Here is a 24,482-nt window from a genome sequence, read left to right as displayed (position 1 = left end):
AATCCACCCTTTATGGCTACGCGAATCGTACTGATTGAAGACGAAACCCCGATTCGGGACAATGTAACCACCTTACTGAGTCTGAAAGGCTACGACGTAGAATCGGCCCCCAATGGGCGGGAGGGCATTAGTCTGGCGATGGTGTCGCAGCCCGACCTGATCCTGTGCGACATCATGATGCCGGAGATGGATGGATATCAGGTGCTGGAAGCCATTCGCAGCAACCGGTCACTGGCAACGGTTCCCTTCATTTTTTTGACGGCCAAAACGGAGGACGCCGACGTGCGTCGGGGTATGATCTCGGGGGCGGATGATTACCTGACCAAACCTTTTACGCTGGAGAGCCTGCTGCTGGCCATCGAAAGTCGTCTTCAGCGCGAGGCACTGCGGGAATCCGACCTGCAAAGCCGGTTGGGAGAACTCCGCCGGACCATCACCCGGATGTCCAATCATGAATACAACACGCCCCTGAGCGGCATTCTCGGTTTCGTTACGTTGCTGATGGAGCATTACAACGAATTCGATCAGGAAGATAGCCTGTCGATGCTGGGCATGATCAAAACCTGTGGGCTGCGGCTGAAACGCTCTCTGGACAATCTGCGGCTCATGGAAGATCTTCAGGAAAATCCGGCGTCTGTCCAGTTTATCAAGGGGATTTCACGACTGGATTCTGATGTGGTAAATCATCAAATCCGCACGGTTAATGAGCGACACGATCAGCCTATTCAAAGTCAGATTGATGTGGCAGGGGCTCCGGTTTGTATGTCGGAAACCGGTCTGCGGATTGTGCTGGATGAATTGATCGACAACGCACACAAGTTTTCCAATGGGTCAAGTCCTATTCGAATCACGGGTCGCCGGGCGGGCGACTCCTACCGATTGACGATTGTAAACCGTGGACAACCGTTTAAACCGGAAGACATCGCCCGCATTGCGCCGTACGTCCAATTCGACCGCAAAAGCTACGAACAGCAAGGCTCCGGGCTGGGTCTTGCCATCGTCAAAAAACTGCTGGAAGTGACAGGAAATACCCTCGAAATCGAAAGTCTGCCGATGGGAGAGACGTCGGTAACGGCTGTTTTTCAGGGGGTTAATAATGGATAGAGAATAACGAACACTGAATATTGAATATTGAATAACGAATATTGAACACTGAATATTGAACACTGAATATTGAATATTGAATAACGAATAATGAATAATGAATAATGAAGAGGCTCTGCCGACGTCCAGCCTTCGTTATTCAATATTCAGTGTTAGTACTGTACGAAGGATTGTTCTCTGTGCTTCAAGCTTGGGACGTTGGCGTACAAATTTTTCTGTATTGTATCCATTGAAACAAACGGTAAGAGGTGGGCCGCGTAGCGGACAGATGTTTGTAGCAAGGCGCTGGACCGCGAGCATACCTGCGTCTTGCTATAAACATCCGTCCGCTACGCGGCCCAGTCAGCCCGGGCTTGCCCTGTCATTACAAAATGGTTGTCAAAAACCGTAGTTAATAGATAAAAAAGGCCATTTTAAAAGCATGTTTATTTAAACCCAAAGACTATTCGGCAAAATCAATCCTTCGTACAGTATTAATTCAGTGTTCGTTATTCGCTATTTTCTATTCCCTTGATTTCATTCGCTTCGCAGACTTTTCACCGGATTCACCAAAGCCGCTTTGATGCTTTGGAAGCTGACGGTCAGCAGGGCAATGCCCACCGAGAGCAGGCCGGTCAGGGCAAAAACCCACCAGTCGATGTCGATTTTGTAAGCAAAACCCTGGAGCCACCGGTTCATGGCATACCAGGCCAGGGGCGACGCAATGATGATGGCAATTAGAACCAGTTTCAGAAAATCCTGTGAGAGCAGCGTTACGATGCTGGAAACCGATGCGCCGAGTACCTTCCGAACGCCAATTTCCTTCGTGCGTTGCTCGGCCATAAAGGCGGCTAAACCAAACAGACCGAGGCAGGCAATGAAAATGGCCAATACCGCAAAAAGGGTGGACAGCGTCCCCACGACGGTTTCGCTTCTGTAGAGCTTCTCATACTCGGTATCGACAAACGAGTAGGTGAACGGAAATTTGGGGTTCAGTTTCTGGTAAAGAGCCTCGATACTGACCAGTGCCTGTTTGGTCTGGCCGGGCTGGGTTCGGATCAGAATGTTTCCGAAAGGACGGTTCGTCAGACGAATGATGAGCGGTTTGATGGGGTTGTGCAGGGAGTTGAAATGAAAGTTTTCGATCAGACCCACGATCTTCCCCGGTTTATTCCAGAACGTCAGTGGCTGCCCAACCGGATCTTTGTAGCCCATGCGCCGGGCCGCGGCTTCATTGATGAGGTAATTGGTTGAATCAGTCCTGAAATCGGGTGAGAAATCGCGTCCACGAATGAATTTAACGTTCAGGGTCTTCGCAAAATCATAGCCAACGGCGGTGTTGTTGAACGAAATAACCGCACTCGGGTCTTTGCCGGTCCAACTGACGCTTTCCGTCGTGTTTCCATTGTATAACGGATTCGTCTGCATGCTCGAAACGGCCTGAATGCCCGACGATTGAAGCAATTCGGCTTTAAACAGCGTGAATTTTTGAGCGATCTCACCCTCGCTGGGAATGCTGATCAGATTCTCGCGGTCGTAGCCCAGATTTTTTGTCTGTATATACCGGAGTTGCTGATAAATAACCACCGTTCCACTAATCAGCAGCATCGACAGCACAAACTGGAAAACCACCAGCCCACGCCGGAATAATTGCGCGCTGGCCCCAAACCGCAAGGCTCCTTTGAGAACACGCACGGGATTGAGCGACGACAGAAACAAGGCCGGATAGCTCCCGGCCACCCCGCCGGTTCCGATCAACAACCCGACCAACGCGGCCCAGAATACCGGTTGATCGACCGGCAGGGCGAGGTGTTTCTCCGTCAGCTGGTTGAATACCGGCAAGACCAGCATCACCAGCCCAACCGCCAGCCCGAGCGAGAGTGTTGTCAACAGCAGGGCTTCGCCCATAAACTGCCCGATCAGCGACGACCGTTCGGCGCCCACCACTTTCCGGACACCCACCTCCCGCGCTCGCTTGACCGACCGCGCCGTGGCCAGATTCATGAAGTTGATGCACGCAATAAACAGCACAAAAACCGCCACGATGCTAAAAAGCCGCACATAATCGATGCGTCCGCCATCGCGGTGGCCGTTTTTGAAGTTCGAATACAGGTACGCTTCCGTCTCCGGTTGCAGAAACATTTCAATGTTAAAATTCGGCCCAATGTCTTTGTTCCGGCCTTTCAGGAACGTTTTCAGCTTTGCATTTAACCGATTGGGGTCAGCATCGGCGCGGAGTTGCAGGCGGGTTCCGGGTCCATAATTGTCCCACTTGTTGAGCCAGGGTTCCCGTTTCAGGTAGCCCTCCCAGTTTAGCAGAAAATCGTACTGGTCGGGCGAGTGGGCTGGCTGATTTTCGAAAACCGCCGTCACCTGGTAGTCGTTCCTGCTATCGAATCGGATGGACTTACCCAAGGCTGCCTGCGGACTGCCGAAATAAATTTCGGCCAGCTTTTTCGAGATGACCAGACTCGTGGGCGAATTGAGAGCCGTTTTGGCCGAACCCGCAACCAATGGGATACTATACATCGTTAACCAGTCGGTTCCGACAAAGCACCCCGACTGTCTGGCTACTTTGTCGCCCACCGATAAAACGTGGCCCTCTCCTCCGGAGAAACCGGCCGCGTAAACCACCTCCGGAAACTGTTTTTTGAGTTCATCGGCCAGAATGCCGGGCGTATTATCATCGGTAACAATTTGGCCATCCGTAATTTCGTGCTCCATCACGCGGTATAAGTGAGCCGCGTTGGGATAGTGCGTTCCAATATGAAGTTCATCCTGAATCCAGAGGAAAATCAGCAGACTGGAAGCCATGCCGAGAGCCAGCCCGGCGATGTTGATGGCCGAAAAGGCTTTGTTGCGAATGAGATTTCGCAGAGAGATTTTAATATAATTCCGGATCATATCGGGATTCAGAAAAAAGGGTGAAGAATCGGCTTTTTTTGCTTTGGCCAGTGGCCGCAACAACTTCAAAACACTCCAACTATACCGCCAATTGGCCTTTCGTTCGCCCCCGGTTTTGACCCAATAGGCGTAGAGTTCGAGCAAATCGCCCTGCACCTCCTCCACAGTGTTGGGATCACCCAGCCAGTCGAGCAGGGTGGAAGCCCAGCGGGGCGGTTTTGGGGTAGAAGATTTCATACGTTTTAATATCGAATATTGAATATTGAATAACGAAGTGAGGGCTTAGCTTTCGAAGTTTGATTTCGATACCGCGCTGGCGGCCCAGTCGCTGTTCAGTATTCAATATTCACTATTTCCTTTATTTTCACTCACTTCGCAGACTCTTCACCGGATTCACCAAAGCGGCTTTGATGCTTTGGAAACTGACGGTCAGCAGGGCGATTCCCGCCATCAGCAGGCCTGTTAGCGCAAATACCCACCACCTGATCTCAATCTTGAACTCGAAATTCTGTAGCCATTGATTCATGGCATACCAGGCAACCGGTGACGCCAGGACGATCGCAATCAGAATCAGTTTCAGGAAGTCTCTGGAGAGCAGCGTAATAATGCTGGCTACGGATGCGCCCAATACTTTACGAACGCCGATTTCTTTGGTGCGCTGCTCGGCGGTAAATGTGGCCAGGCCGAACAAACCGAGACAGGCAATCAAAACCGCTAAAAACGTCGATGCTTCAATGAGTTGCGCCGTCCGGGTCTCGGACTTGTAGGCCTGCGCCAGCGTTTCTTCCAGGAAACTATACTCAAACACCTGGTTCGGGAACGTGGCTGTCCAGACCTTTTCAATATGCGCCAAAACCGCCTGTACCGTTTCGGCCGCTGGCTTCTCCATTTGCAGTTTGATGCCCGCCTGGTAAAAATTCTTCGGCACGACCATGATCAGTGTCGGGTCGATTTTCTGGTGCAATGAGTTGACATTGAAGTTTTTGGTTACGCCAACAATCGTGGCGAACTCCTGACTGTCTCCAAAATATACTTTCTGTCCAATGGCCTCAGCGGGTCGGCTGATGCCCGATCGGTTCAGGAATATTTCATTGACGAGGACTTTGATCGCTGCGGAAGCGGTGTCGGTATCCCTGAGTTTTTCCCCGGCCAGCAATGGGATGCCGTAGGTGTCCAGGTAACGCGAATCGCCCATTTTCGTCTGGGTCCTGATGTCGATCGTTTTGGTTCCTTTTCGGTATTGCATGCTCTGCATCCAGTTGCTTTCTGCCGATGCGCTGTTGAACGAGAAACTGACGTCCTTAATCTGCGAAGACCCGACCAGTTGATTGCGAAGGGCTTGTAGTTTTTCGGGTTTGTTTTCGGGTAATCCGACGGTAATAATGGCCGCTTTATTAAAACCCAGATCCGCGTTCCGGAAGAAAGTAAGCTGCTGGTTGATCAGCAACGCACTGCTGATGAGAATCAGCGAAACCGTAAATTGAACGACAACCAATCCCTGCCGCAACGACAACCACTGCTTTCCCTGCGTCAGCGCATTGTTTTTCAACGCCCAGATTGGTGCCATGCCCGACAGCCGGAACGCCGGATAAACCCCCGCCAGCAAGGTAGTCAGGACCGCCAGGATGAAAACAAACAAACCGGTTTGCCATGAGAACAAATCCGGCGTGGTGAGTGGAACCGCCAGCATACCGGCTACGGTCGAGAGGGTCATTTGTGCCAGCAGGATGGCTAGTAAAACCGCCAGAAATGTAATCAGCCCGGCTTCCGTCAGAAACTGATAGACCAGCGACCGGCGGTTACTGCCCACGGCCTTGCGAATGCCGACCTCTTTCGCCCGTTTGAATGCCTGGGCGGTGCTGAGGTTAATGAAGTTGAAGCAGGCAATCAGCAGCACCAGCAAGCTAACGAATGACAGGGTCTTGAGTAAACTGAGGTTGGCCGTTCGACCACTCAGGTTGCTGGTGTAATGGAGTTGGGATAACGGGGTCAGCAAGAAGTTTTTGTTGGACAGCGCTTCTTTATCCATGTACTTGAGTATGATCGACCGAAACCGTTTGTTCAGTTGCGCGGGGTCAATGCCTTTTTTTAGCAACACAAACACCTGGAAATTGTCGCCCCATCCATTCCATTTGTTTAAATCGAAGTCCGGACTGGTGTTTTTGAGAGTAGAAAATGAAACCAGCATATCGAACGGAAAACTGGTGGTCGACGGCTGATCTTCCAGCACACCGGCCACCATCAACTCTTGTTTGTTATCGAGCTGAATGACTTTACTGAGGACATCCGTGGTGCCAAAATACTTTTCGGCATACGCCCGGCTTAAGACAACGGTGTTGGGTTGCGAGAGAGCCGTCCGGGCATTGCCCGCAAGCCACTGATAGTTCAGCAAATGGAATAGCCTGTTGTCGGCAAATACGAACGATTCTTTAAACCGTTTGTCGGTCGAGGGAACGGCAAAGATGCTGCCTCTAACCTTAAACAGCGGAACGACGAGTTCCGCTTCAGGAACATCCGTCCGTAAAGCGTGTGCCATGCCGGTAAAGGTGCCCGGAGAGGTGTGTTTTTCTTTGGTGTTTTCAGTTTCAACGCGGTAAATCCGGCTCCCGTTGGTGTGGTTCTGGTCGTAGCTGGTTTCATGTTTGATCACGAGAAAAATCACGACCGTACATGCCAGGCCCGCAGCCAGACCGGCGATGTTGATCAATGAATATCCTTTGCTTTTGGCGAGGCTTCGGAGGGCGATTTTTAAATAATTCCGGATCATGTGAGGACTCAATAAAAAAGGTGAAGGATACGCAGCAGATGATTTTCGTTTGGCCAGTGGCCGCAACAACTTCAAAACACTCCAACTATACCGCCAATTGGCTTTTCGTTCGCCCCCGGTTTTTACCCAATAGGCGTAGAGTTCGAGCAAATCGCCCTGCACCTCCTCCACAGTGTTGGGATCACCCAGCCAGTCGAGCAGGGTGGAAGCCCAGCGGGGCGGTTTTGGGCTTGGTGGAGTGGAAGGTTTCATGGTTTTTAATAGCGCATATTGAATAACGAATGTTGAATGTCGAAGTGCGTGCTCCGGATTCCGGTGTTCGTTATTCGATATTCAGTGTTCGATATTCGCTGTTCAGTATTCGCTATTCCATTGATTTTCATTCACTTCGCAAGCTTTTCACCGGATTCATCAAAGCCGCTTTGATGCTCTGGAACGAAACCGTCAATAGAGCAATGCCAATCGCCACCAAACCGGCCAGGGCAAATACCCACCATTCCAGGTCGATTTTGTAGGCGAAATTCTGGAGCCAGCGGTTCATACCATACCAGGCCATGGGCGACGCAATCAGGATGGAAATGCCCACCAGTTTCAGGAAGTCTTTCGACAGCAGGGCCACGATGCTGGCAACCGACGCGCCCAGCACTTTCCGAACGCCAATTTCTTTGGTGCGTTGCTCCGCCGTAAACGTTGCGAGTCCGAACAGACCCAGACAGGCAATGAAGATGGCCATGCCCGAAAAGCCCAGAAAGAGTCCTCCTTTCTGCTCGTCGGAGCGGTATTGTTCGGCAAAAGTCTGGTCCAGAAAGGTGTATTCGAACGGCTGATTGGGATTGGCCTCCTCATAAACCGCCCTCACATACGCCAGCGCAGCCGGAATGTTTTGAGGCATCACCCGAACCAGCAGGTTATCGCCCCGATCCGGGTGTAAAACCAGCACCAGCGGTTCGATTTTGTTGTGCAGTGAATGCAGGTGGAAATCCCGGATGACACCCGCGATCGGTATTTTTCTCGAACCCAGTTCAACGAGTCCGGCCGTGCGGTTTTTCCAGCCCAGGCGCTTGAGCATCGCTTCATTGACCAGCACCGCACCGGTCGAATCGCTGGCCAGATCCGGTGAAAAATTGCGCCCCTCTTTTAGCTTGATTTGCAAGACACTGAGAAAGTCGTGGTCAATCGAAAAGTGTTCCGTGCTTACACTCTGTTCGGTGCCTCCCGCATAAAAAGTGAATGCACTCTTGTTGTTCATTTCGCTCCCCACCGTGCCGTTGGTCAGGCTGGCTCCTTTGATAAGGGAGTTTTGCAGTAATTTACTTTTGAGCACCATACCCGACTTTTGAGCGGAAGGCACTTTGAGCGGAATGGTAAGTACCTGCTCCTGATTGAGTCCCAGTTGGGTGTGCCGCATAAACTGCAACTGGCGATAAACGATGATCGTCCCCACCATCATGACCATCGAAATCGTAAACTGAACCACCACCAGCGATTGCCGCAGCAAAGCGCCTTTTCCGCTGGCCGTAAAGTTTCCTTTCAAAACCACGGCAGGTTTGAAGCGGGAGAGAATGAAAGCCGGGTAAAGGCCACTGATCAGGCCGATGACCAGCGCAAAACCGGTGAGTTGAAAACCGGTTTGTCCATTCCAAAGGGCGAGTGTCAACGATTTGTCTGTCAGTTTGTTGAAAAGAGGCAATAGCATACACAGCAGCAGCAGACTGAAGAATAAAGCCAGAAACGACGACAGAATGGATTCGGCCAGAAACTGCCCCAGAAGCTGCAAGCGAAGTGACCCGATGGCTTTTCGAATGCCAATTTCTTTCGCCCGACCGGCCGACCGGGCGGTTGCCAGGTTGATGTAGTTGACCACCGCAATCAGCAGGATGAACAACCCAATGGCCGAAAACGTGTAAACGTACGCCATGTTACCGCCATTCTCTTCACCCATCAAGTGCGTCGACCGAAGGTGAATATCCGTTACCGGTTGAAAAGTGATATCGAATTTGACTTTGTTTCCACCATCGTCTTCAAGAGCGCGGGCAATGTATTTTTTATAAAAGGCGGGCATTTTGGCTTCCAGCTTCCGCTGCTCATCGGCCCGGTTTAGCAGGACATACACCATCGAGTTGAAGCTATCCCACTTGCCCGGATTGATACCGCTGATGGCTTCATTCGCATACGGCAGAATGGCTTCAAATTTCAAGTGGTGGTTGGTAGGTACGTCCCTGATCACTCCGGCAACCATAACCGGTAGATTATCTTTCACCTGGATAACTTTACCCAGTAAGCCATCAGTCCTGCCGAAGAGATTAACCGCCAGTTTTTGCGTCAGAACCACGCTATTGCGGTTGAGGAGGGCGGTTTGGTGGTTACCCTCGACAAATTCATAATCGAAAAAGGTAAACAGCGTCGAGTCGGCGTAAATAACATGCTTCGCATACAGGACTTTTTCGCCCGCCCGAAACAGGGTTTCATTGCTCTTTTTTACGCGCAGTATGCTGTTAACTTCCGGGTATTCCTGTTGCAAAGCGGGCCCCATCGGTGCCGAGGTAATGCCCAGTTTGTATTCATTGTCGGACCATTTGATGTATTGATTGACCCGAAAAATCCGCTCCGCGTGCTTGTGATAATGATCGTAAGTCAGTTCGTCATATACATACAGGCCCAACAAAATAGCACACGTCATACCGGCGGCTAGTCCCAATAACGTCAGGGCGCTGTACACTTTGCTCTTAACGAGATTTCTTGAAGCGATTTTCAGGTAATTCCGTAACATAGCAGGACTCAGTAAAAATGGGGTTGAATACAGTTCTTTTCGTTTGGATAATGGCCGCAACAACTTCAAAACACTCAGGGCATACCGCCAGCGCGCTTTCCGTTCGCCCCCGGTTTTGACCCAATAGGCGTAGAGTTCGAGCAAATCGCCCTGCACCTCCTCCACGGTGTTGGGATCACCCAGCCAGTTGAGGAGGATGGTAGCCCAACGGGGCGGTGGTCCAATGTTTCGATTTGGATGATCTGGCGTTTTGGCTGGTTTCATTTTTTTTAATATCGAACACTGAACGTCGAATAACAAATGTCGAAGGTTGGACGTCGGCGAAACCTCTTCGTTATTTGGTGTTCATTATTCGATATTCGTTATTTACTTTTTCATTCACTTCGAAGACTTTTCACCGGATTCATCAAAGCCGCTTTGATACTCTGGAAACTGACGGTTAGCAACGTAATCACCAGCGCGCCGACACCCGATGCGGCAAAAATCCACCAGGAAAGCTCGGTGCGGTAGTCGTACTGCTGCAACCAGCTACGGAGGAAATACGCAGCGACGGGCGTGGCAATCCCGAAGGCAAGCAGGACTAATACCACGAAGTCTTTCGACAATAAACGCCACAGGTTGAACACCGATGCGCCCATCACTTTCCGCACGCCGATCTCTTTGGTGCGTTGCTCAGCGACAAACGACGCCAGCCCAAACAAACCCAGGCAGGAAATGAAAATGGCCAAAACCGCAAAAAAGGTCGCCAGCTTGCCAATCCGCTCTTCGGCCCGGAACTTGGCGTCGTATTCTTCATCAGCAAATTTGTACTCAAACGGGGCCGCCGGAATCAGCCTTTTAAACACGGCTTCAATGTGGGATAGCGCATTGCCGGCATCAGCCCCGGGCTTGATTTTGATGTTGATCCAGTTGGGCGAGCCAAACAGGAAGAAAACCGTGGGTTTGATCGGCTTGAAGGGCGACTCCATCACCATGTCTTTCACCACGCCCAAAATCCGGAATTGTTTTTCCACATTGTTGGTCATCCATTGGCTCTTCCAGCGGACGAATTCGCCCACGGGTTGCCGAAAACCCAGTAGTTTGGCGGCTGTTTCGTTGATGACAAACCCGGCGGAATCGGACGCCAGTTCTTTCGAGAAATTCCGCCCCCCAATAAATTGCCAGCCGACGGTTTCGGCGTATTCGGGCGAAACCGTTAGCGTAGCAAATCGCTCGTTCAAACCGGGCGGCATGCCTTTCCAGCTAAATCCCTCATTCGACGACCAGACACCCGTGATCGGGCTTTGCGACTCGGCTACTTCGCTCACCACGCCGGTATTTTTCAGTTCACTGCGTAGCAACGCGGTTTTTCCGTAGAAATCGGCAGACTGCATCGGCACCAGCAATAGCCCATCGCGGGCATAACCAACCGGACGGTTTTTTGCAAACTGAATCTGTCGGTAAACGACCAGGGTGCTGATGATCAGCGCAATGGAAACCGTGAACTGCGTCACCACCAGAATCTGGCGGGGGACGGATGCCAGCCGGCCCCGCTGCGACCGCGCCGATCCACTCCCCTTCAGGACCTGAAGGGGCTGAAACGAAGTCAGATACAAGGCCGGGTAGCTGCCCGCCAGGAAGCCCGTTATTCCAATGAAACCAAGGCAGAACAACCAAAAATAGCCATTCGCCCAGGGAATAGTCATCTGCTTGGCGGCCAGGTTGTTGAACCACGATAACGAAACCGTCGCCAGCAGCAGGGCAATCAGAAAGGAGAGGAAAACCACCAGCAAGGATTCGCTGAAAAACTGACCCACCAACTGGGAACGATGCGAACCAACGGTTTTCCGGATGCCGACTTCCTTGGCGCGTTTTTCGGAGCGGGCTGTCGAGAGGTTCATGAAATTGATGCAGGCCAATAGCAGCACGAAAAAACCGATCAGGCCCACCATCCAGACGTATTGAAGCGGCCCTTTCCCGACCACACCGTTTTTGAAATCCGAATACAAATGCCAGTCGCGCATCGGGTGCAACCACATTTGCGGCCGGGTTGCGGCTTCTTCCTTCATGCTCTCCAGGTGCCGAATAACGTTCAGTTCGGAGTCTTTGATGGTCGCCGTGGCTTTGTCGAAGTCGGTATTCGGCTTGATTTCCACGTAAATTGAAATGGCGTGGTTATCCCATTTCTTTTCCCTCATATACCGGTTATTGGCCACAAAATATTCCCAGGACGCCAGAAACTGCGCATCGTGGAACTGGGTATTTTGCGGTAAATCTTCATACACGCCGGTCACTTTTACCAGCCAATCCGTATTGATTTTCACCGGTTTATTGATGGGATCAGCCTCGCCGAACAGGGCTTTCGCCGTCGAAGCCGACAGCAGAATGGATTGGGGGTCCTGCAAACCCGCCCAGGTGCCTTTGACCATCTTCAACGTCAGCATTTCCAGAGCTTCGGCTTCCATGAATTGCCCCCGTTTCGAAAGCTTCGTTTCACCCGCCGTTAAAATGTGATCGTCGAGGTGGGTGGAGGTTACGATGTGTTTAAAGGGACTGCTGTACTTGCTTTTCAATTCCTGAATAAAGGGATACGGCAGGGATTGCGACGTGTGCAGTTCGCCATTTACCACCTGATTCTGCATCACCCGGGCGATGCGGTCGTAATGCTGGTGATACCGGTTAAACGATAATTCATCGTAAATCCAGAGGCCCGTCAACAGGGCCACCGCCATGCCCACCGCCAATCCACCCATGTTGATACCCGAGTACCCTTTGTGTTTGACCAGATTGCGGAAGGCAATTTTGAAATAGTTTCGTACCATAGCAGGATGTAGGAAAAAAGGGGTTGAATAGTCTTCTTTTCGTTGGGCCAGCGGCCGCAGCAACTTCAAAACACTCCAACTATATCGCCAATTGGCTTTTCGCTCACCCCCGGTTTGGACCCAATAGGCGTAAAGTTCGAGCAAGTCGCCCTGAACTTCCTCGACGGTGTTGGGATCGCCCAGCCAATCGAGCAGGATGGAAGCCCAGCGGGGCGGTTTGGGGGTAGAAGATTTCATACGTTTTTAATATCGAACACTGAATGTCGAATATTGAATAACGAAGTGAGGGCTTAGCTTTCGGAGTTTGATTTCGATACCACACTGGCGGCCCAGTCGTTATTCAATATTCAGTGTTCGTTATTCGATATTCATTGTTCATCTCTTTCATCCTCCCATCAACTGCAACGTTTGCGGAGGCAGGGCATCCCACAACTGCTCACGGATGCTTTTGACTTCCATGAGTGCTTTACGACCGGCGGCTGTCACCGTGAAAAAACGCTTCCGCCGACCACCGCGCTCGGCCGTGGCTCCGCTCATTTTCGACGACAGATATCCTTTTTCCTCCAGCCGTTGCAGCGTCGTATGAACTGTGCTGAAGCCCACCGCCCGCCCGGTTTTCTGTTCGATTTCCTGCGTAACGGTCACGCCGTACGCACTTTCGTCCAGCACGGCCACCGTCAACAAAACCACCTCTTCAAATTCTCCTAAAAAAGCCCTTTTCATGGCGCAGTGATATGATACGATAATGCCGATCAAATGCAGTGCCAACTGTTGGAATACCGCTTCAATTGCCTTTAAACGCAGATTTTACAAAAACCGCTTGGGTACCGTGTCCGGTTTTGGACAGTGGACGTACTGAAAACGGACAAGCCGGATGACGGCCGGTGCTGGTGGCGGGTGAGAAACGAAGCCCTGTACATCGGCGGACAAACGATTGTACGATTTCGGACAAAGAAAGGAGAAATCATTTTGTAAGGATCTGTTAGTCAGTGATATATCAGGCGCGGCATGGAAGTTGAGCGACCCAGGGCAACCGAACCGTTTTTCTTGCCGAACCTATGTTGCGCAACTACCTGACCATCGCCTGGCGGAATCTACTGAAAGACAAATTCTACAGCCTGATCAACATTCTGGGTCTGACCATCGGCGTCACCTGCGGGCTGTTGCTGCTGCTTTATGTGACCGATGAGTTGAGTTTTGACCGCTACCACAAAAAAGCCGACCAGATTTACCGCATCGTCTCGTACATCACCGAACCCGACAAAATCAACAAGTGGCAGAGCACGCAGCCGCCCCTGGTGACATCACTGAAACGGGACTATCCTTTCGTGGAAAACTACGTGCGGTTTTTTCCCAACGGCCGGGTGGCGTTCCGGCAGGGTGAGAAGCGGTTTTATGAAGAAGAGGTCTATGCGGCCGACTCCACGGTATTCGACGTCTTTACCCACAAATTTATCGAGGGCGACCCCAAAACCGCGCTGGCCCGGCCCGGCAGCGTGGTGCTGACCGAGAAAACCGCCCGGAAATTCTTTGGCGAAGGGGCCGCGCTCGGACAGACGCTGCGTACCAACGACACGACTTCGTATCAGGTCACGGGCGTTATTGAAGACGTACCCCGAAACTCGCATTTTACGTTCAACGCGCTGCTGTCGCTGAGTCCGAACGAACGGAAGGCCGACGGCTGGGGCGGTTTTTACATCGTCAGCTACCTGGTTTTGCCGAAAAACTTCGACACCAGGATACTGGAAAGCAAGTTTCCGCAACTGTACGACAAAAACATGGCGTCGATCTTCAAGCGGATGGGCATCAAGATCACGTACCAGTTGCAGCCGCTGACGAGCATTCACCTCTACTCCAAACTCGACGGCGAAGCCAACGGCGATATCAGTTACGTCTATATTTTCAGCGCCGTCGCCTTTTTCATGTTGCTGTTGGCCAGCATCAATTACATGAACCTGGCAACAGCCCGCTCGGCCAAACGCTCGAAGGAAGTGGGGCTGCGGAAAGTGATGGGTTCGCTCCGGAGTGCGCTGATGGCCCAGTTCCTGACCGAGTCGGTGCTGATGACGGTTTTGTCGCTCCTGCTGAGTCTGCTGTTTGTGGCGTTGCTGCTCCCGTTTTTCAATTCGGTTTCAGGAAAAGAGATTCAGTTTCGGGAATTGATTCAGCCGCAGTTCATGCTGATTGCCCTTTCCATTGTCGTTTTCACCGGTTTTATCAGCGGTAGTTACCCGGCTTTTTATCTGTCGTCCTTCGAACCGGCCACGGTGCTGAAAGGCTCCTTTAACACCAAAGGCGGCAGTTTTTTCCGGAAAATGCTGGTGGTGGTTCAGTTCGCCATTTCGCTGATCATGCTGATTTGTACCTGGATTGTATACGATCAATTGCACTACATGCGGGACAAGGATCTGGGGTATAACCGCGAGCAGGTGTTGACCATCGATTACCAGGACCGCCAACCCCGCGACCGCTACAACCGGCTGCGCAGCGAACTACTGGCTAATCCGAACGTCCGCAGCGTGGCCACGGCTTCGTCACCTACCAGCAACATTGGCGGGCGAATTATTTTCGGCGTGGAATCCAATGCCGGACTGAAAGAAATGGGCTTCAAACCGATGGGTGTTGACCACGATTACCTGCAAACGATGGGGATGAAAGTGGTTGCCGGACGGGATTTCTCGGATAAAATCCCGGCAGATACGTCCAATGGCGTGCTGGTGAACCAGGCCGCTGTCAAACGCATGGGCTGGAAAGAACCGCTGGGCAAAAAAGTATTGCTCGGCGGGTTGCCGCAGGCCGGTCAGCAGGCTCCGCCGGAGGCAAAGGTCGTGGGCGTAGTGAAGGATTTTCACCAGCAGTCGCTCTATATGCCCATTGAGCCGATGATTATGCTTTATCGGCCGCACAACGGGGTGATTCACCTTAAAATCGATGCCCAAAATGCCGACAAAACCGTTGAGTTCATTGGCCGGAAATGGCGCGAAATCTACCCGGATCGCTTGTTTGAATACCGGTTTCTGGACCAGGATTTCGAGTCGGCCTACAAAGCCGATGAACTGCGGGGCCGGATTTTTACGGCCTTCTCCGGCCTGACGATTCTGATTGCCTGCCTCGGTTTATTCGGTCTGGCGACGTTTACGACCGAACAGCGGGTGAAAGAGATCGGCGTTCGCAAAGTGATGGGCGCGTCGGTGTCGAGCGTGGTGCTGCTGCTTTCCAAAGATTTTACGAAGCTGGTGCTGTTCTCGTTCCCGATTGCCATTCCCGTAGCCTGGTATTCGATGGACCGCTGGCTGCAGCATTTTCCGTATAAAACCGACATCGGCGTCGGGGTGTTTGTGCTCGCCTGCGTGCTGACGCTGCTCATCTGCTGGACCACCGTGGTGTATCAATCCATCAAAGCCGCCATCGCCAACCCGGTGAAGTCGCTTCGTTCCGAATAATGTTATGCTGAAAAACTATTTCAAAGTGGCCTTCCGCACGCTGGTGCGGCACCGGACCTACAGTCTGCTCAATGTGATCGGGCTGGCGGTCGGGCTGGCCTGCGGTATTCTGATTTTTCTGGTCGTCGGGTTTCAGCTTGGATTCGATGCCTATCATCAGAAGGCCAACCGGATCTACCGCGTGGTAACGGAGCTGACCTACGAAACGACTACCTATTCGCGGGGAACGCCGAAGGCGCTGGCTGGGGTGTTGCGACGTGATTATCCCTTCATCGAAACGGTTGCCCGGATCAAACGGCTGCGGAGCAATTTGCTGAGTATACCCCGGGGCGATGGCGGTTTTCTTCGGAAGTTTCAGGAAGAGCGTACGGTTTGCTTTGCTGATCCCGACCTGTTCAGTGTGTTTGATTTTCAGTGGAAAACCGGTACGCCGAAAACCGCCCTGACCGCGCCGAATTCCGTGGTACTGACGGAAAAATACGTCCACAAATACTTTGGCGATGCCAACCCGATCGGTCAGACCCTGCGCCTGGATAACAACCTGAATCTGACCGTGACCGGTGTTCTGAAAGACCATCCGGTGGCCACCAACCTCAGCGATGAGGTATACATTTCCTACAGCACGGTGTTGGGTCTGGAGGCCCGGTCGTTGCAGAACTGGGATGACCTCAACAGCGAAGAAATGACCTACGTTACGCTGCCGGAAAATACGCCGGTCGGCCAGTTGGAAGCGGTTTTTCCGGGCATTGTCCAAACGCATTATACCCCCGAAAACGCCCGGTTTTTTCACTTCCACGCGCAGCCCCTGCACGACATTCACTTCAATACGACCTACGGCGGTCGGATGCAGCTAAAACTGCTGTATGCGATGGGGATTGTTGGGGTGTTTCTGGTGCTGGCAGCCTGCATCAATTTTGTCAATCTGGCCACGGCCCAGGCGCTCCGGCGTTCGAAAGAGGTGGGCGTGCGGAAGGCACTGGGGAGTACGCGGGGGCAGTTGTTCCGGCAATTTATGACCGAAACCGCCCTGGTTACGCTGGCGGCTGTTGCGCTGGCGCTGGCCCTGGCGCAGGCCGGGCTGCCACTGGTCAACCAGACGATGTCGGTTTTCAACGCCAATTTTTCGCTGACAGACCTGTTGCAGCCGAAGTCGTTGCTGATTTTTTTGGTGCTGATTGGGTGCGTGATTGGGCTGGCTGGTTTTTATCCGTCGCTCATTGTGTCGGGTTTCAATCCGATAGCGGCTTTGCGCCGGAAAATGACAACCGAGCAGGTGGGCGGCATTTCAGTACGTCGCGGGCTGGTCGTCGTGCAATTTTTCATCACGCAACTCTTTGTCATCAGTGTGCTTGTGATGATGTCGCAGTTGCGGTATGTCCGCAATGTGGATTTGGGTTTTACGAAAGAAACCGTTCTGACCATTCCGGTGCCGACGCCTGATCCGCTCAGGCAGGAAACGCTGCGGAGCCGGTTGCGGCAAATCGGGGGGATTCAGGACGTGGCATTCGGCAACACTCCGCCTGCGTCTTCCATCATCAACAAGAGCCCGTTTACGTTTGATAACCGGGCCGAGCCGGAAAAATTCGAAACCCAGACCAAAATTGGGGACGGGAACTATGTGCCCCTGTTTGGCCTGAAACTACGGGCCGGTCGTAATTTTCTTTCCGGCGATACCGTCGCCAGGGAAATCATCGTCAATGAGATGCTGGTGAAGCGGCTGGGATTGCCCTCGCCCGATGCCATTTTGGGGAAACACCTCAACGTGCTGGGCATTGACCGGACGGTGGTGGGCGTGGTGAACGATTTCCACGTCAACTCGCTGCGGATGGCAGTGGCACCAACGGTGATTTTCAAAGCGTTTAGCGAAAACCGCATGGCCGCCCTGAAAGTGAGTCCGGCCCAGTTGGCTGAAACGCTGAAGCAGGTCGAAAAAACCTGGAACGGTTTATTTCCCGAACTGGTCTTTCACTACCAGTTCATGGACGAAATCATGGATCGCTTCTACACCGCCGAAACCATCATGCTGGGTTTTGCACAGGTGTTTTCCCTGATTGCCATTCTGATTGGCTGTCTGGGCTTATACGGTCTGGTGTCGTTTATGGCTGAATCGAAAACGAAAGAGATTGGCGTGCGGAAAGTGATGGGGGCCAGTGTCGGGCAGATTCTCTGGCTGTTTGGCCGGGAATTTGGCCGGCTGGTGCTGCTGGGCTTTTTGGTGGCCGCCCCTTTGGGCTGGTGGCTGATGAGCCGCTGGTTGCAGGACTACACCTACCGAATCGAGATTGGATGGTGGGTGTTTGGCGCAACGGCCGGTCTGGCCAGCCTCATTACGTTGGCAACGGTTTCGGTTCGGTCCGCAAAAGCCGCTTTGATGAATCCGGTTACCTCACTTCGTTCGGAATGAAGAATTATGAGTTATGAGTGAAGAGTTGGCTGACGCACGATAAACTCTTCACTCATAACTCTTCACTAAAAAAAGTTATGCTCAGAAACTACCTCAAAATCGCCATCCGAAACCTCCGCAAACAGCGGGGTTTTACGTTTATCAATATTTTTGGCCTGGCCACGGGGCTGGCCTGTTGTCTGCTCATTACGCTTTATGTCGTGGACGAACTGAGCTACGACCGGTTTCACGAAAAAGCCGACCGGATTTACCGGATCAATACCGACATCAAGTTTGGCGGCAATGATATGCACATGGCCGTTTCGCCCGATCCGATGGGGCCGACCTTGCTCAAGGATTATCCGCAGGTCGAAAACTTTGTGCGGTTACACGGGCGGGGTACGTTTCTGGTCAAGGAGACGGGGCAAACGAACAATCTGCGGGAAGACGACATCATGTATGCGGATTCGACGCTCTTCGATGTGTTTACGCTGCCGCTGGTGGTCGGTAATCCGAAACGGGCGCTGGCAGAACCCAACACGGTGGTGATTAGTGAATCGGCCGCCAAACGGCATTTTGGCAACCAGAATCCGATGGGAAAAACGCTGCTGTTTGACAATGAGTTTACCTATCGGGTGACGGGGGTCATGCGCGACATGCCGACCAACGCCCATTTTCGCACCGATTTTTTTGTCTGTATGCGGAGTGATAATTATGAGTGGGGACGTTGGCTTAGCAATAACCATCAAACCTATATTCTTCTGAAAGAAGGTGTTGACCCCCGGAAGTTTAGCCAGAATTTTGAAACCATTATTCAGAAATACGTGGGGCCGCAGGCTCAGGAGTTTGTCGGCACGACGATCGACCAGTTGCGCCAATCCGGGAACCGGATCGACTACTCACTCATTCCGATGACCGACATTCACCTGCACTCCAAACAGAACATCGAACTGGCCCCCAACAGTGACATTCAGTACGTTTACACCTTCTCGGCGGTGGCGATTTTTATTTTGTTGATTGCCTGCATAAATTTCATGAACCTCTCGACGGCCCGTTCGGCCAACCGGGCGAAAGAAGTGGGCGTCCGCAAAGTGCTGGGATCGGTGCAACGGCAATTGATCGGGCAGTTTATGACCGAATCCGTGCTGATGGCCATTTTGTCGATGGGGCTGGCGTTGGTGATCGTTGCGCTGACATTACCCTTTTTCAACGACATTTCAAGCAAACAACTGACCATCAACAGCCTGTTCAATCCGCAGTTCCTGCCGGTTTTGCTCGCGTTGCCGCTGGGCGTCGGTTTGCTGGCGGGGAGTTATCCGGCTTTTTTCCTGTCGTCGTTCCGACCCATCAGCGTCTTGAAAGGCAAGATTAATCTGGGCCTGAAAAGTGCAGGTTTGCGGAGCGGGCTGGTGGTTTTTCAGTTCATGATGTCGGTGATTCTGATTGTGGGAACGATGGTGGTCTATCGCCAGATCAATTTCATTCAGACGAAAAAAGTGGGTTTCAACCGCAATCAGGTGCTGACCATCAACGAAGCCTATGCACTGGGAAAGCAGACGCAGGCTTTCAAAGATGAGGTGCGGAAACTGCCCGGTGTGATGAACGGTTCCGTGTCCGGCTATTTGCCCGTACCCTCGAACCGGAGCGATAGTCCGCTGTTTCCGGAGGGGCAGCGAGAGCAAAGCAAAGCGGTTTCGACGCAGCAGTGGGGTGTCGATTATGAGTATATCCCGACCCTGGGTATGGAACTGAAAGAAGGCCGGAATTTCTCGCGGGAGTTTGGGTCCGATTCAACCGGAATCATTCTGAATGAAACCGCCGTCAAGGTGTTCGGGTTTAAAGATCCCATCGGAAAACGGGTTTGGCGGATGCTGGACGATGAGGGAAAGGTCTTCAAAACGTACACGGTTATCGGCGTTGTAAAAAACTTCCATTTTGAATCCCTGCGGCAGAATATCGGTTCGGTGGCGTTGATGATGGACCCGAATCAGGGCGCGGTATCTTTCCGGCTCAACAGCCAGGATATGCCGGCGCTGGTGAAACAGATCGAAGCCAAATGGAAGCAAATGGCGCCGGGAATGCCGTTTAGTTATTCCTTTCTGGATGATCGTTTCGATGCCATGTACCGCGCCGAACAGCGCGTTGGGCAAATTGTGCTGACGTTCTCGGTGCTGGCCATTCTGATTGCGTGCCTGGGGCTGTTCGGGCTGGCGGCTTTCATGGCCGAGCAGCGGACGAAGGAAATTGGCGTGCGGAAAGTGCTGGGTGCCACCACCGCCAGCATTGTGGGTTTGCTGTCGAAAGATTTTCTCCGGCTGGTGCTCATTGCCATTCTCATTGCCACGCCGATTGCCTGGTACGGCATGAATGCGTGGCTGAAAGACTTTGCCTACAAAATCGACGTGCCGTGGTGGGTGTTTGTGCTGGCTGGTACGGTTGCGGTTTTCATCGCGTTTGTCACGGTGAGCTTCCAGTCGATCAAAGCCGCTCTGATGAATCCGGTGAAGAGTCTGCGGAGCGAGTAAAGCCGTCCGCTCCCGGACAATTTTAGAATTGGATAATTTGGTAAAATGCTGATAGAGAGGGTTTTGTTAGTTGTGGTGTATTCTTTGATCGTCTTTCAGCGGAAACGATGCAACTCCATTGGTTCGTTTTGCATCTTTTACCCAACTCTCCAACAATTTCAAACGCAAATACTATGAAACGTTCATCTTTCCTCTTAACCGCTGCGTGTGCCATCGCTTTGTCCTTTACCTCCTTCGCCCAGGATAAAGATGAAACTCCCTACGAGACCAAAAATTTCTCCGGTAGCCTGAACACCGTCCGGGTGGAGACCTCCGGCGGCAGCATCTCGGTAGAAGGCAACCAGTCGAGTGGCGTCAAAGTTGAAATGTACGTACGGGGCAACAACTGGCCGAGCAACAAACTCTCCAAAGACGAACTCGACGAACGGCTGAAAGAATACGACATCAAACTGGGCGTCGAAGGCAATACCGTCGTTGCAACGGCCAAACGGAAAAACCGCGACAACTGGGACTGGAAACGGTCGATCAGCATTTCGTTCAAAGTCTACACGCCCAAAACCTTCGCAACCGATCTGCACACCAGCGGAGGCAGCATCCGGCTGAGCAACCTGGTGGGGAGCCAGAACTTTGCCACCAGTGGCGGAAGCCTGCACCTGACCGGTGTCGAAGGATTGATCAAAGGCCGGACGTCGGGCGGGAGTATTCACCTGGATCGCTGCCGGAAAGATATCGACCTGGCCACCAGTGGCGGTTCCATCCACGCCGAAGATTCTGATGGCAACCTGGACCTGCGGACCTCGGGCGGTAGTGTCCATCTGGCCAACCTGAGCGGCCGCGTCAATGCCCGCACCAGTGGCGGCAGTGTGAAAGGCGAGGGCATCAAGGGCGAACTGGTAGCTGGTACGTCCGGCGGTTCGGTTCGGTTGTCGGGCATTTCGGGCAGCGTCGAAGCCAGCACGAGCGGGGGCGGAATGGATGTTGAAATTACCAAACTGGGCGAATACGTCCGGCTGTCGGGTGGACCGGGCAGCGTGAAAGTCCGAATGCCGCTGGATCAGGGCATTGACCTGGATTTGTCCGGAAACCGGGTCGATATTCCGCTGAGTAAATTCGACGGAACAGTGGAGAAAGACCGCGTCCGGGGCCGTCTGAACGGGGGCGGTGTTCCCGTCCGCATCTCCGCCGGTAGCGGAAGTGTGTATGTGAATCGATAAGCCGAGACCTGTAAGGTTTTAGAAACCTTACAGGTCTGTCCGTTTGTGAACAAAAGAGTGTCCGGTGACGGACACTCTTTTGTTTTTAATGCGTGTATGGCGTTAATTATCAGCCTTTTGGTTTTCTGGCATAAGCCTTGAGTCTTCTTAGGCAGTCTGATCATCTGAACGCCATGTTCCGCAATTACGTCGTCATCGCTTTTCGCAATCTCTGGAAACACAAACTGTTTTCCATCATCAATGTGGTGGGTTTGTCATCCGGCATCATGGTGTGTTTGCTGGCCTTGATCGACATCAAAGGCGCGTTTGATTACGGCCATTTCCACCCGAACCCGGAGCGAACGTATCGCATCCTGACCGATGTAACCAGCGGTGAAAATCAGGTAGTTGCTTATGCCAGTACACCGATGCCGCTGGCCGGGGTGTTGAAACGGGACTATGAATTTGTGGAACAAACCGCCCGCGTCATTCGCACGTATGCCGAGTTTACGGTCGATCGGAAAATGCTTCAGGAGTCCTATTGTGCCGTCGACCCGGCGTTCTTCACGGTTCTAGGGTACAAACTGGCCAGCGGTCAACCGGCGACAGAACCCCATACTGCCGTGCTGACGCCCCAAACCGCTGAGAAGTTTTTTGGCCGGTCGAACCCGATTGGCAAAACCATCCACCACAAAGAGTTCGGTACAATCACGGTGACGGGGGTGTTCAAGCCACTGCCAATCCGGTCGCATCTGCGGTTTGACCTGGTACTTTCCATGACGACGCTTCCAGCCGAAAACCGCAAGCAGCAGACCGACTGGAAGTACTATGCCGCCGGTTATACCTACGTCGCTTTGAAAAAAGGCACTTCGGTCGAATTGCTCGAAAAGGCGTTACCCGCCATTGCCGCGCGTGCTACAAAAGACCTTCGGTTCACGTCCGAGAAAGGCTACACCTTTCGGGCGCAACCCCTGACCACGCTTTCTCCCTCGCGCAATGATCTGCAAATGGGCACCTGGGAGCAAACCTGGGGCAAGCTGGCAACCGAAATGGCGGTTGGACTGGTCACCTTATTATTAGCGGTTTTCAACTACGTCAACCTGACCCTCGCCCGGTCGCTGAGCCGCGCCCGCGAAGTCGGCATCCGGAAAGTATCCGGGGCCGTGCGCTGGCAACTGATGGCCCAGTTCATGGCCGAGTCGGTGGTGTTGTCGGTGCTGGCGCTGGGCGTTGCCTATCTGCTCCTGTTGCTGATCGAACCGATGCCGTTTGTGCAGCAGTGGCTCATTGGCGGGGTTCAATTGAATGGTACGATGTGGGCGGTTTTTGTCGGGTTTAGCATCACGGCGGGTTTGCTGGCGGGCTTCGTTCCGGCCCGGGTGTTGTCCGGTTTTCGGCCAGCGCAGGTGCTGCGGAGCCAGACGGGCTTAAAGGTTTTTAAAGGAATTACCCTGCGGAAATCGCTGATTGTCGCGCAGTTTTCCATTGCCTTGATTGCCATGATTGCGCTCCTGTCGATGGCGCGGCAACAGAATTATATGGCAACGGCCGATTACGGTTTTCGCAGTGAAAATATGCTGAACATTCCATTGAACGGAGTGCCGTATCAGCGGTTGGCCAATGAATTAAACCGGGTTTCGGGTGTCGAACTGGTATCGGCCTCCTCGGAACGGTTTGGTCATCATGATGGAGACTATGGCCGGATACGCCGGCAACGCTCCGGTGGCGATTCGATTGCGGCTTTTATGTTTGCCGTCGACCAGAATTTTGTTGCCAACATGGATCTGACCTTGCTGGCAGGTGAGAATTTGCCCAAAATGACCGCGGATGCAACTGGTGACGGTTCGTCGGGGCGGTTCATTCTGGTCAATGAAGAGGCCGTAAAAGCCTTTCGGTTCAGCAACCCGCGGGAGGTGGTAGGACAATCACTTTGGCTGAACGACAGCACGGAAGTGCAGATTGCCGGTGTATTGAAAGATTTCCGGTTTACGACGTTCAACTGGGCCATCAAACCGCTTATTCTGCGGTATCAGCCGAAGGCGTTCCGGTTTCTGAATGTAAGAATCGCCACCGGTGCCGAAGCGTCTGCGCTGCCTGCCATTCAACGCATCTGGAAACGGCTCAATCCGTATGAACCGTTTGCCGCGCAATGGTATGCTGATTTTTTATACGAACGCCATAGCCACGAAGACGATGTTAATTTCATGAGCCTGCTGACGGGGCTGGCGTTTTCCATTGCCTGTCTGGGTTTGCTGGGCATGGTGACGTACACGACCGAAATCCGCATCAAGGAAGTGGGCATCCGGAAAGTGATGGGCGCCGAGGTGCGGCAAATTATCTGGCTGCTGTCGTGGGATTTTGTTAAATTACTGCTCCTTGCCGGAGCGATTGCCATCCCGCTGGGGTATCTGGCCGGAATGGCTTTTCTGATTAATTTTGCCTACCACGTTTCGATCGGTTTTGAAACACTGGGCGGCTGCATCGGTTTGCTGCTGGGGCTGGGTGGACTAACCATCGGAATCCGGACGTACCGGGCCGCTTTGTCGAATCCGGCGGAGAGCCTGCGGGCGGAGTAGAATAGTGCCCCCCAACCCCGAAACGTCGGCCCGGCCT

11 protein-coding genes are annotated in these 24,482 nt (G+C 52.7%); 6 read left to right on the top strand and 5 right to left on the bottom strand.

Annotation, left to right across the window (positions count from 1 at the left end):
• The first annotated feature begins 12 nt into the window (after positions 1–12).
• Complete coding sequence (locus ACO064_RS10870) at positions 13–1,104, top strand: hybrid sensor histidine kinase/response regulator (RefSeq protein WP_421827390.1); 1,092 nt, start codon at positions 13–15, stop codon at positions 1,102–1,104.
• Between the two features lie 516 nt (positions 1,105–1,620).
• Here ACO064_RS10870 and ACO064_RS10865 read toward each other — a convergent pair.
• The 5 genes from ACO064_RS10865 to ACO064_RS10845 form a co-directional block, all read right to left on the bottom strand.
• On the bottom strand, positions 1,621–4,224 hold the full coding sequence (locus tag ACO064_RS10865) for an ABC transporter permease (RefSeq protein ID WP_421827389.1): 2,604 nt from the start codon (positions 4,222–4,224) through the stop codon (positions 1,621–1,623).
• Between the two features lie 127 nt (positions 4,225–4,351).
• Positions 4,352–7,006, bottom strand: coding sequence for an ABC transporter permease (locus ACO064_RS10860; protein ID WP_421827388.1), 2,655 nt, complete (start codon positions 7,004–7,006; stop codon positions 4,352–4,354).
• A gap of 127 nt (positions 7,007–7,133) precedes the next feature.
• Entirely contained in the window at positions 7,134–9,788 is a 2,655-nt protein-coding gene (locus ACO064_RS10855; RefSeq protein ID WP_421827387.1) for a permease prefix domain 2-containing transporter, read from the bottom strand.
• A 110-nt stretch (positions 9,789–9,898) separates the two neighbouring features.
• On the bottom strand, positions 9,899–12,562 hold the full coding sequence (locus tag ACO064_RS10850; protein ID WP_421827386.1) for an ABC transporter permease: 2,664 nt from the start codon (positions 12,560–12,562) through the stop codon (positions 9,899–9,901).
• Positions 12,563–12,709: 147 nt separating this feature from the next.
• Positions 12,710–13,048, bottom strand: coding sequence for a PadR family transcriptional regulator (locus ACO064_RS10845; RefSeq protein ID WP_114409941.1), 339 nt, complete (start codon positions 13,046–13,048; stop codon positions 12,710–12,712).
• Between the two features lie 335 nt (positions 13,049–13,383).
• Between ACO064_RS10845 and ACO064_RS10840 the strand changes: the two genes are divergently transcribed.
• The 5 genes from ACO064_RS10840 to ACO064_RS10820 all read left to right on the top strand — a co-directional run bounded on the left by ACO064_RS10840 (position 13,384) and on the right by ACO064_RS10820 (position 24,445).
• Positions 13,384–15,768, top strand: a complete 2,385-nt coding sequence (locus tag ACO064_RS10840) for an ABC transporter permease (protein WP_421827385.1) — start codon at positions 13,384–13,386, stop codon at positions 15,766–15,768.
• Between the two features lie 4 nt (positions 15,769–15,772).
• A complete protein-coding gene (locus ACO064_RS10835; RefSeq protein WP_421827384.1) occupies positions 15,773–18,172 on the top strand; it encodes an ABC transporter permease in 2,400 nt (799 codons plus the stop codon).
• 77 nt (positions 18,173–18,249) lie between these two features.
• Positions 18,250–20,676: an ABC transporter permease gene (locus ACO064_RS10830; RefSeq protein WP_421827383.1), complete on the top strand. Its 2,427-nt coding sequence runs from the start codon at positions 18,250–18,252 to the stop codon at positions 20,674–20,676.
• Between the two features lie 173 nt (positions 20,677–20,849).
• Positions 20,850–21,890, top strand: coding sequence for a DUF4097 family beta strand repeat-containing protein (locus ACO064_RS10825; RefSeq protein ID WP_421827382.1), 1,041 nt, complete (start codon positions 20,850–20,852; stop codon positions 21,888–21,890).
• 173 nt (positions 21,891–22,063) lie between these two features.
• Positions 22,064–24,445 (top strand): ABC transporter permease, encoded by a 2,382-nt coding sequence (locus ACO064_RS10820; protein WP_421827381.1) that lies wholly within the window; start codon positions 22,064–22,066, stop codon positions 24,443–24,445.
• Positions 24,446–24,482 lie beyond the last annotated feature (37 nt).

The organism is Larkinella sp. (assembly GCF_965227735.1).
GTDB lineage: Bacteria > Bacteroidota > Bacteroidia > Cytophagales > Spirosomataceae > Larkinella.
The sequence above is the reverse complement of the archived record's forward strand: the minus strand, read 5'-3'. Positions and strand labels throughout refer to the sequence as shown.

Bases quoted from the DNA above. Each gene is read 5' to 3' on its own strand.
- ACO064_RS10870 (WP_421827390.1), top strand. From the start codon at position 13: ATGGCTACGCGAATCGTACTGATTGAAGACGAAACCCCGATTCGGGAC.
- ACO064_RS10865 (WP_421827389.1), bottom strand. From the start codon at position 4,224: ATGAAATCTTCTACCCCAAAACCGCCCCGCTGGGCTTCCACCCTGCTC.
- ACO064_RS10860 (WP_421827388.1), bottom strand. From the start codon at position 7,006: ATGAAACCTTCCACTCCACCAAGCCCAAAACCGCCCCGCTGGGCTTCC.
- ACO064_RS10855 (WP_421827387.1), bottom strand. From the start codon at position 9,788: ATGAAACCAGCCAAAACGCCAGATCATCCAAATCGAAACATTGGACCA.
- ACO064_RS10850 (WP_421827386.1), bottom strand. From the start codon at position 12,562: ATGAAATCTTCTACCCCCAAACCGCCCCGCTGGGCTTCCATCCTGCTC.
- ACO064_RS10845 (WP_114409941.1), bottom strand. From the start codon at position 13,048: ATGAAAAGGGCTTTTTTAGGAGAATTTGAAGAGGTGGTTTTGTTGACG.
- ACO064_RS10840 (WP_421827385.1), top strand. From the start codon at position 13,384: ATGTTGCGCAACTACCTGACCATCGCCTGGCGGAATCTACTGAAAGAC.
- ACO064_RS10835 (WP_421827384.1), top strand. From the start codon at position 15,773: ATGCTGAAAAACTATTTCAAAGTGGCCTTCCGCACGCTGGTGCGGCAC.
- ACO064_RS10830 (WP_421827383.1), top strand. From the start codon at position 18,250: ATGCTCAGAAACTACCTCAAAATCGCCATCCGAAACCTCCGCAAACAG.
- ACO064_RS10825 (WP_421827382.1), top strand. From the start codon at position 20,850: ATGAAACGTTCATCTTTCCTCTTAACCGCTGCGTGTGCCATCGCTTTG.
- ACO064_RS10820 (WP_421827381.1), top strand. From the start codon at position 22,064: ATGTTCCGCAATTACGTCGTCATCGCTTTTCGCAATCTCTGGAAACAC.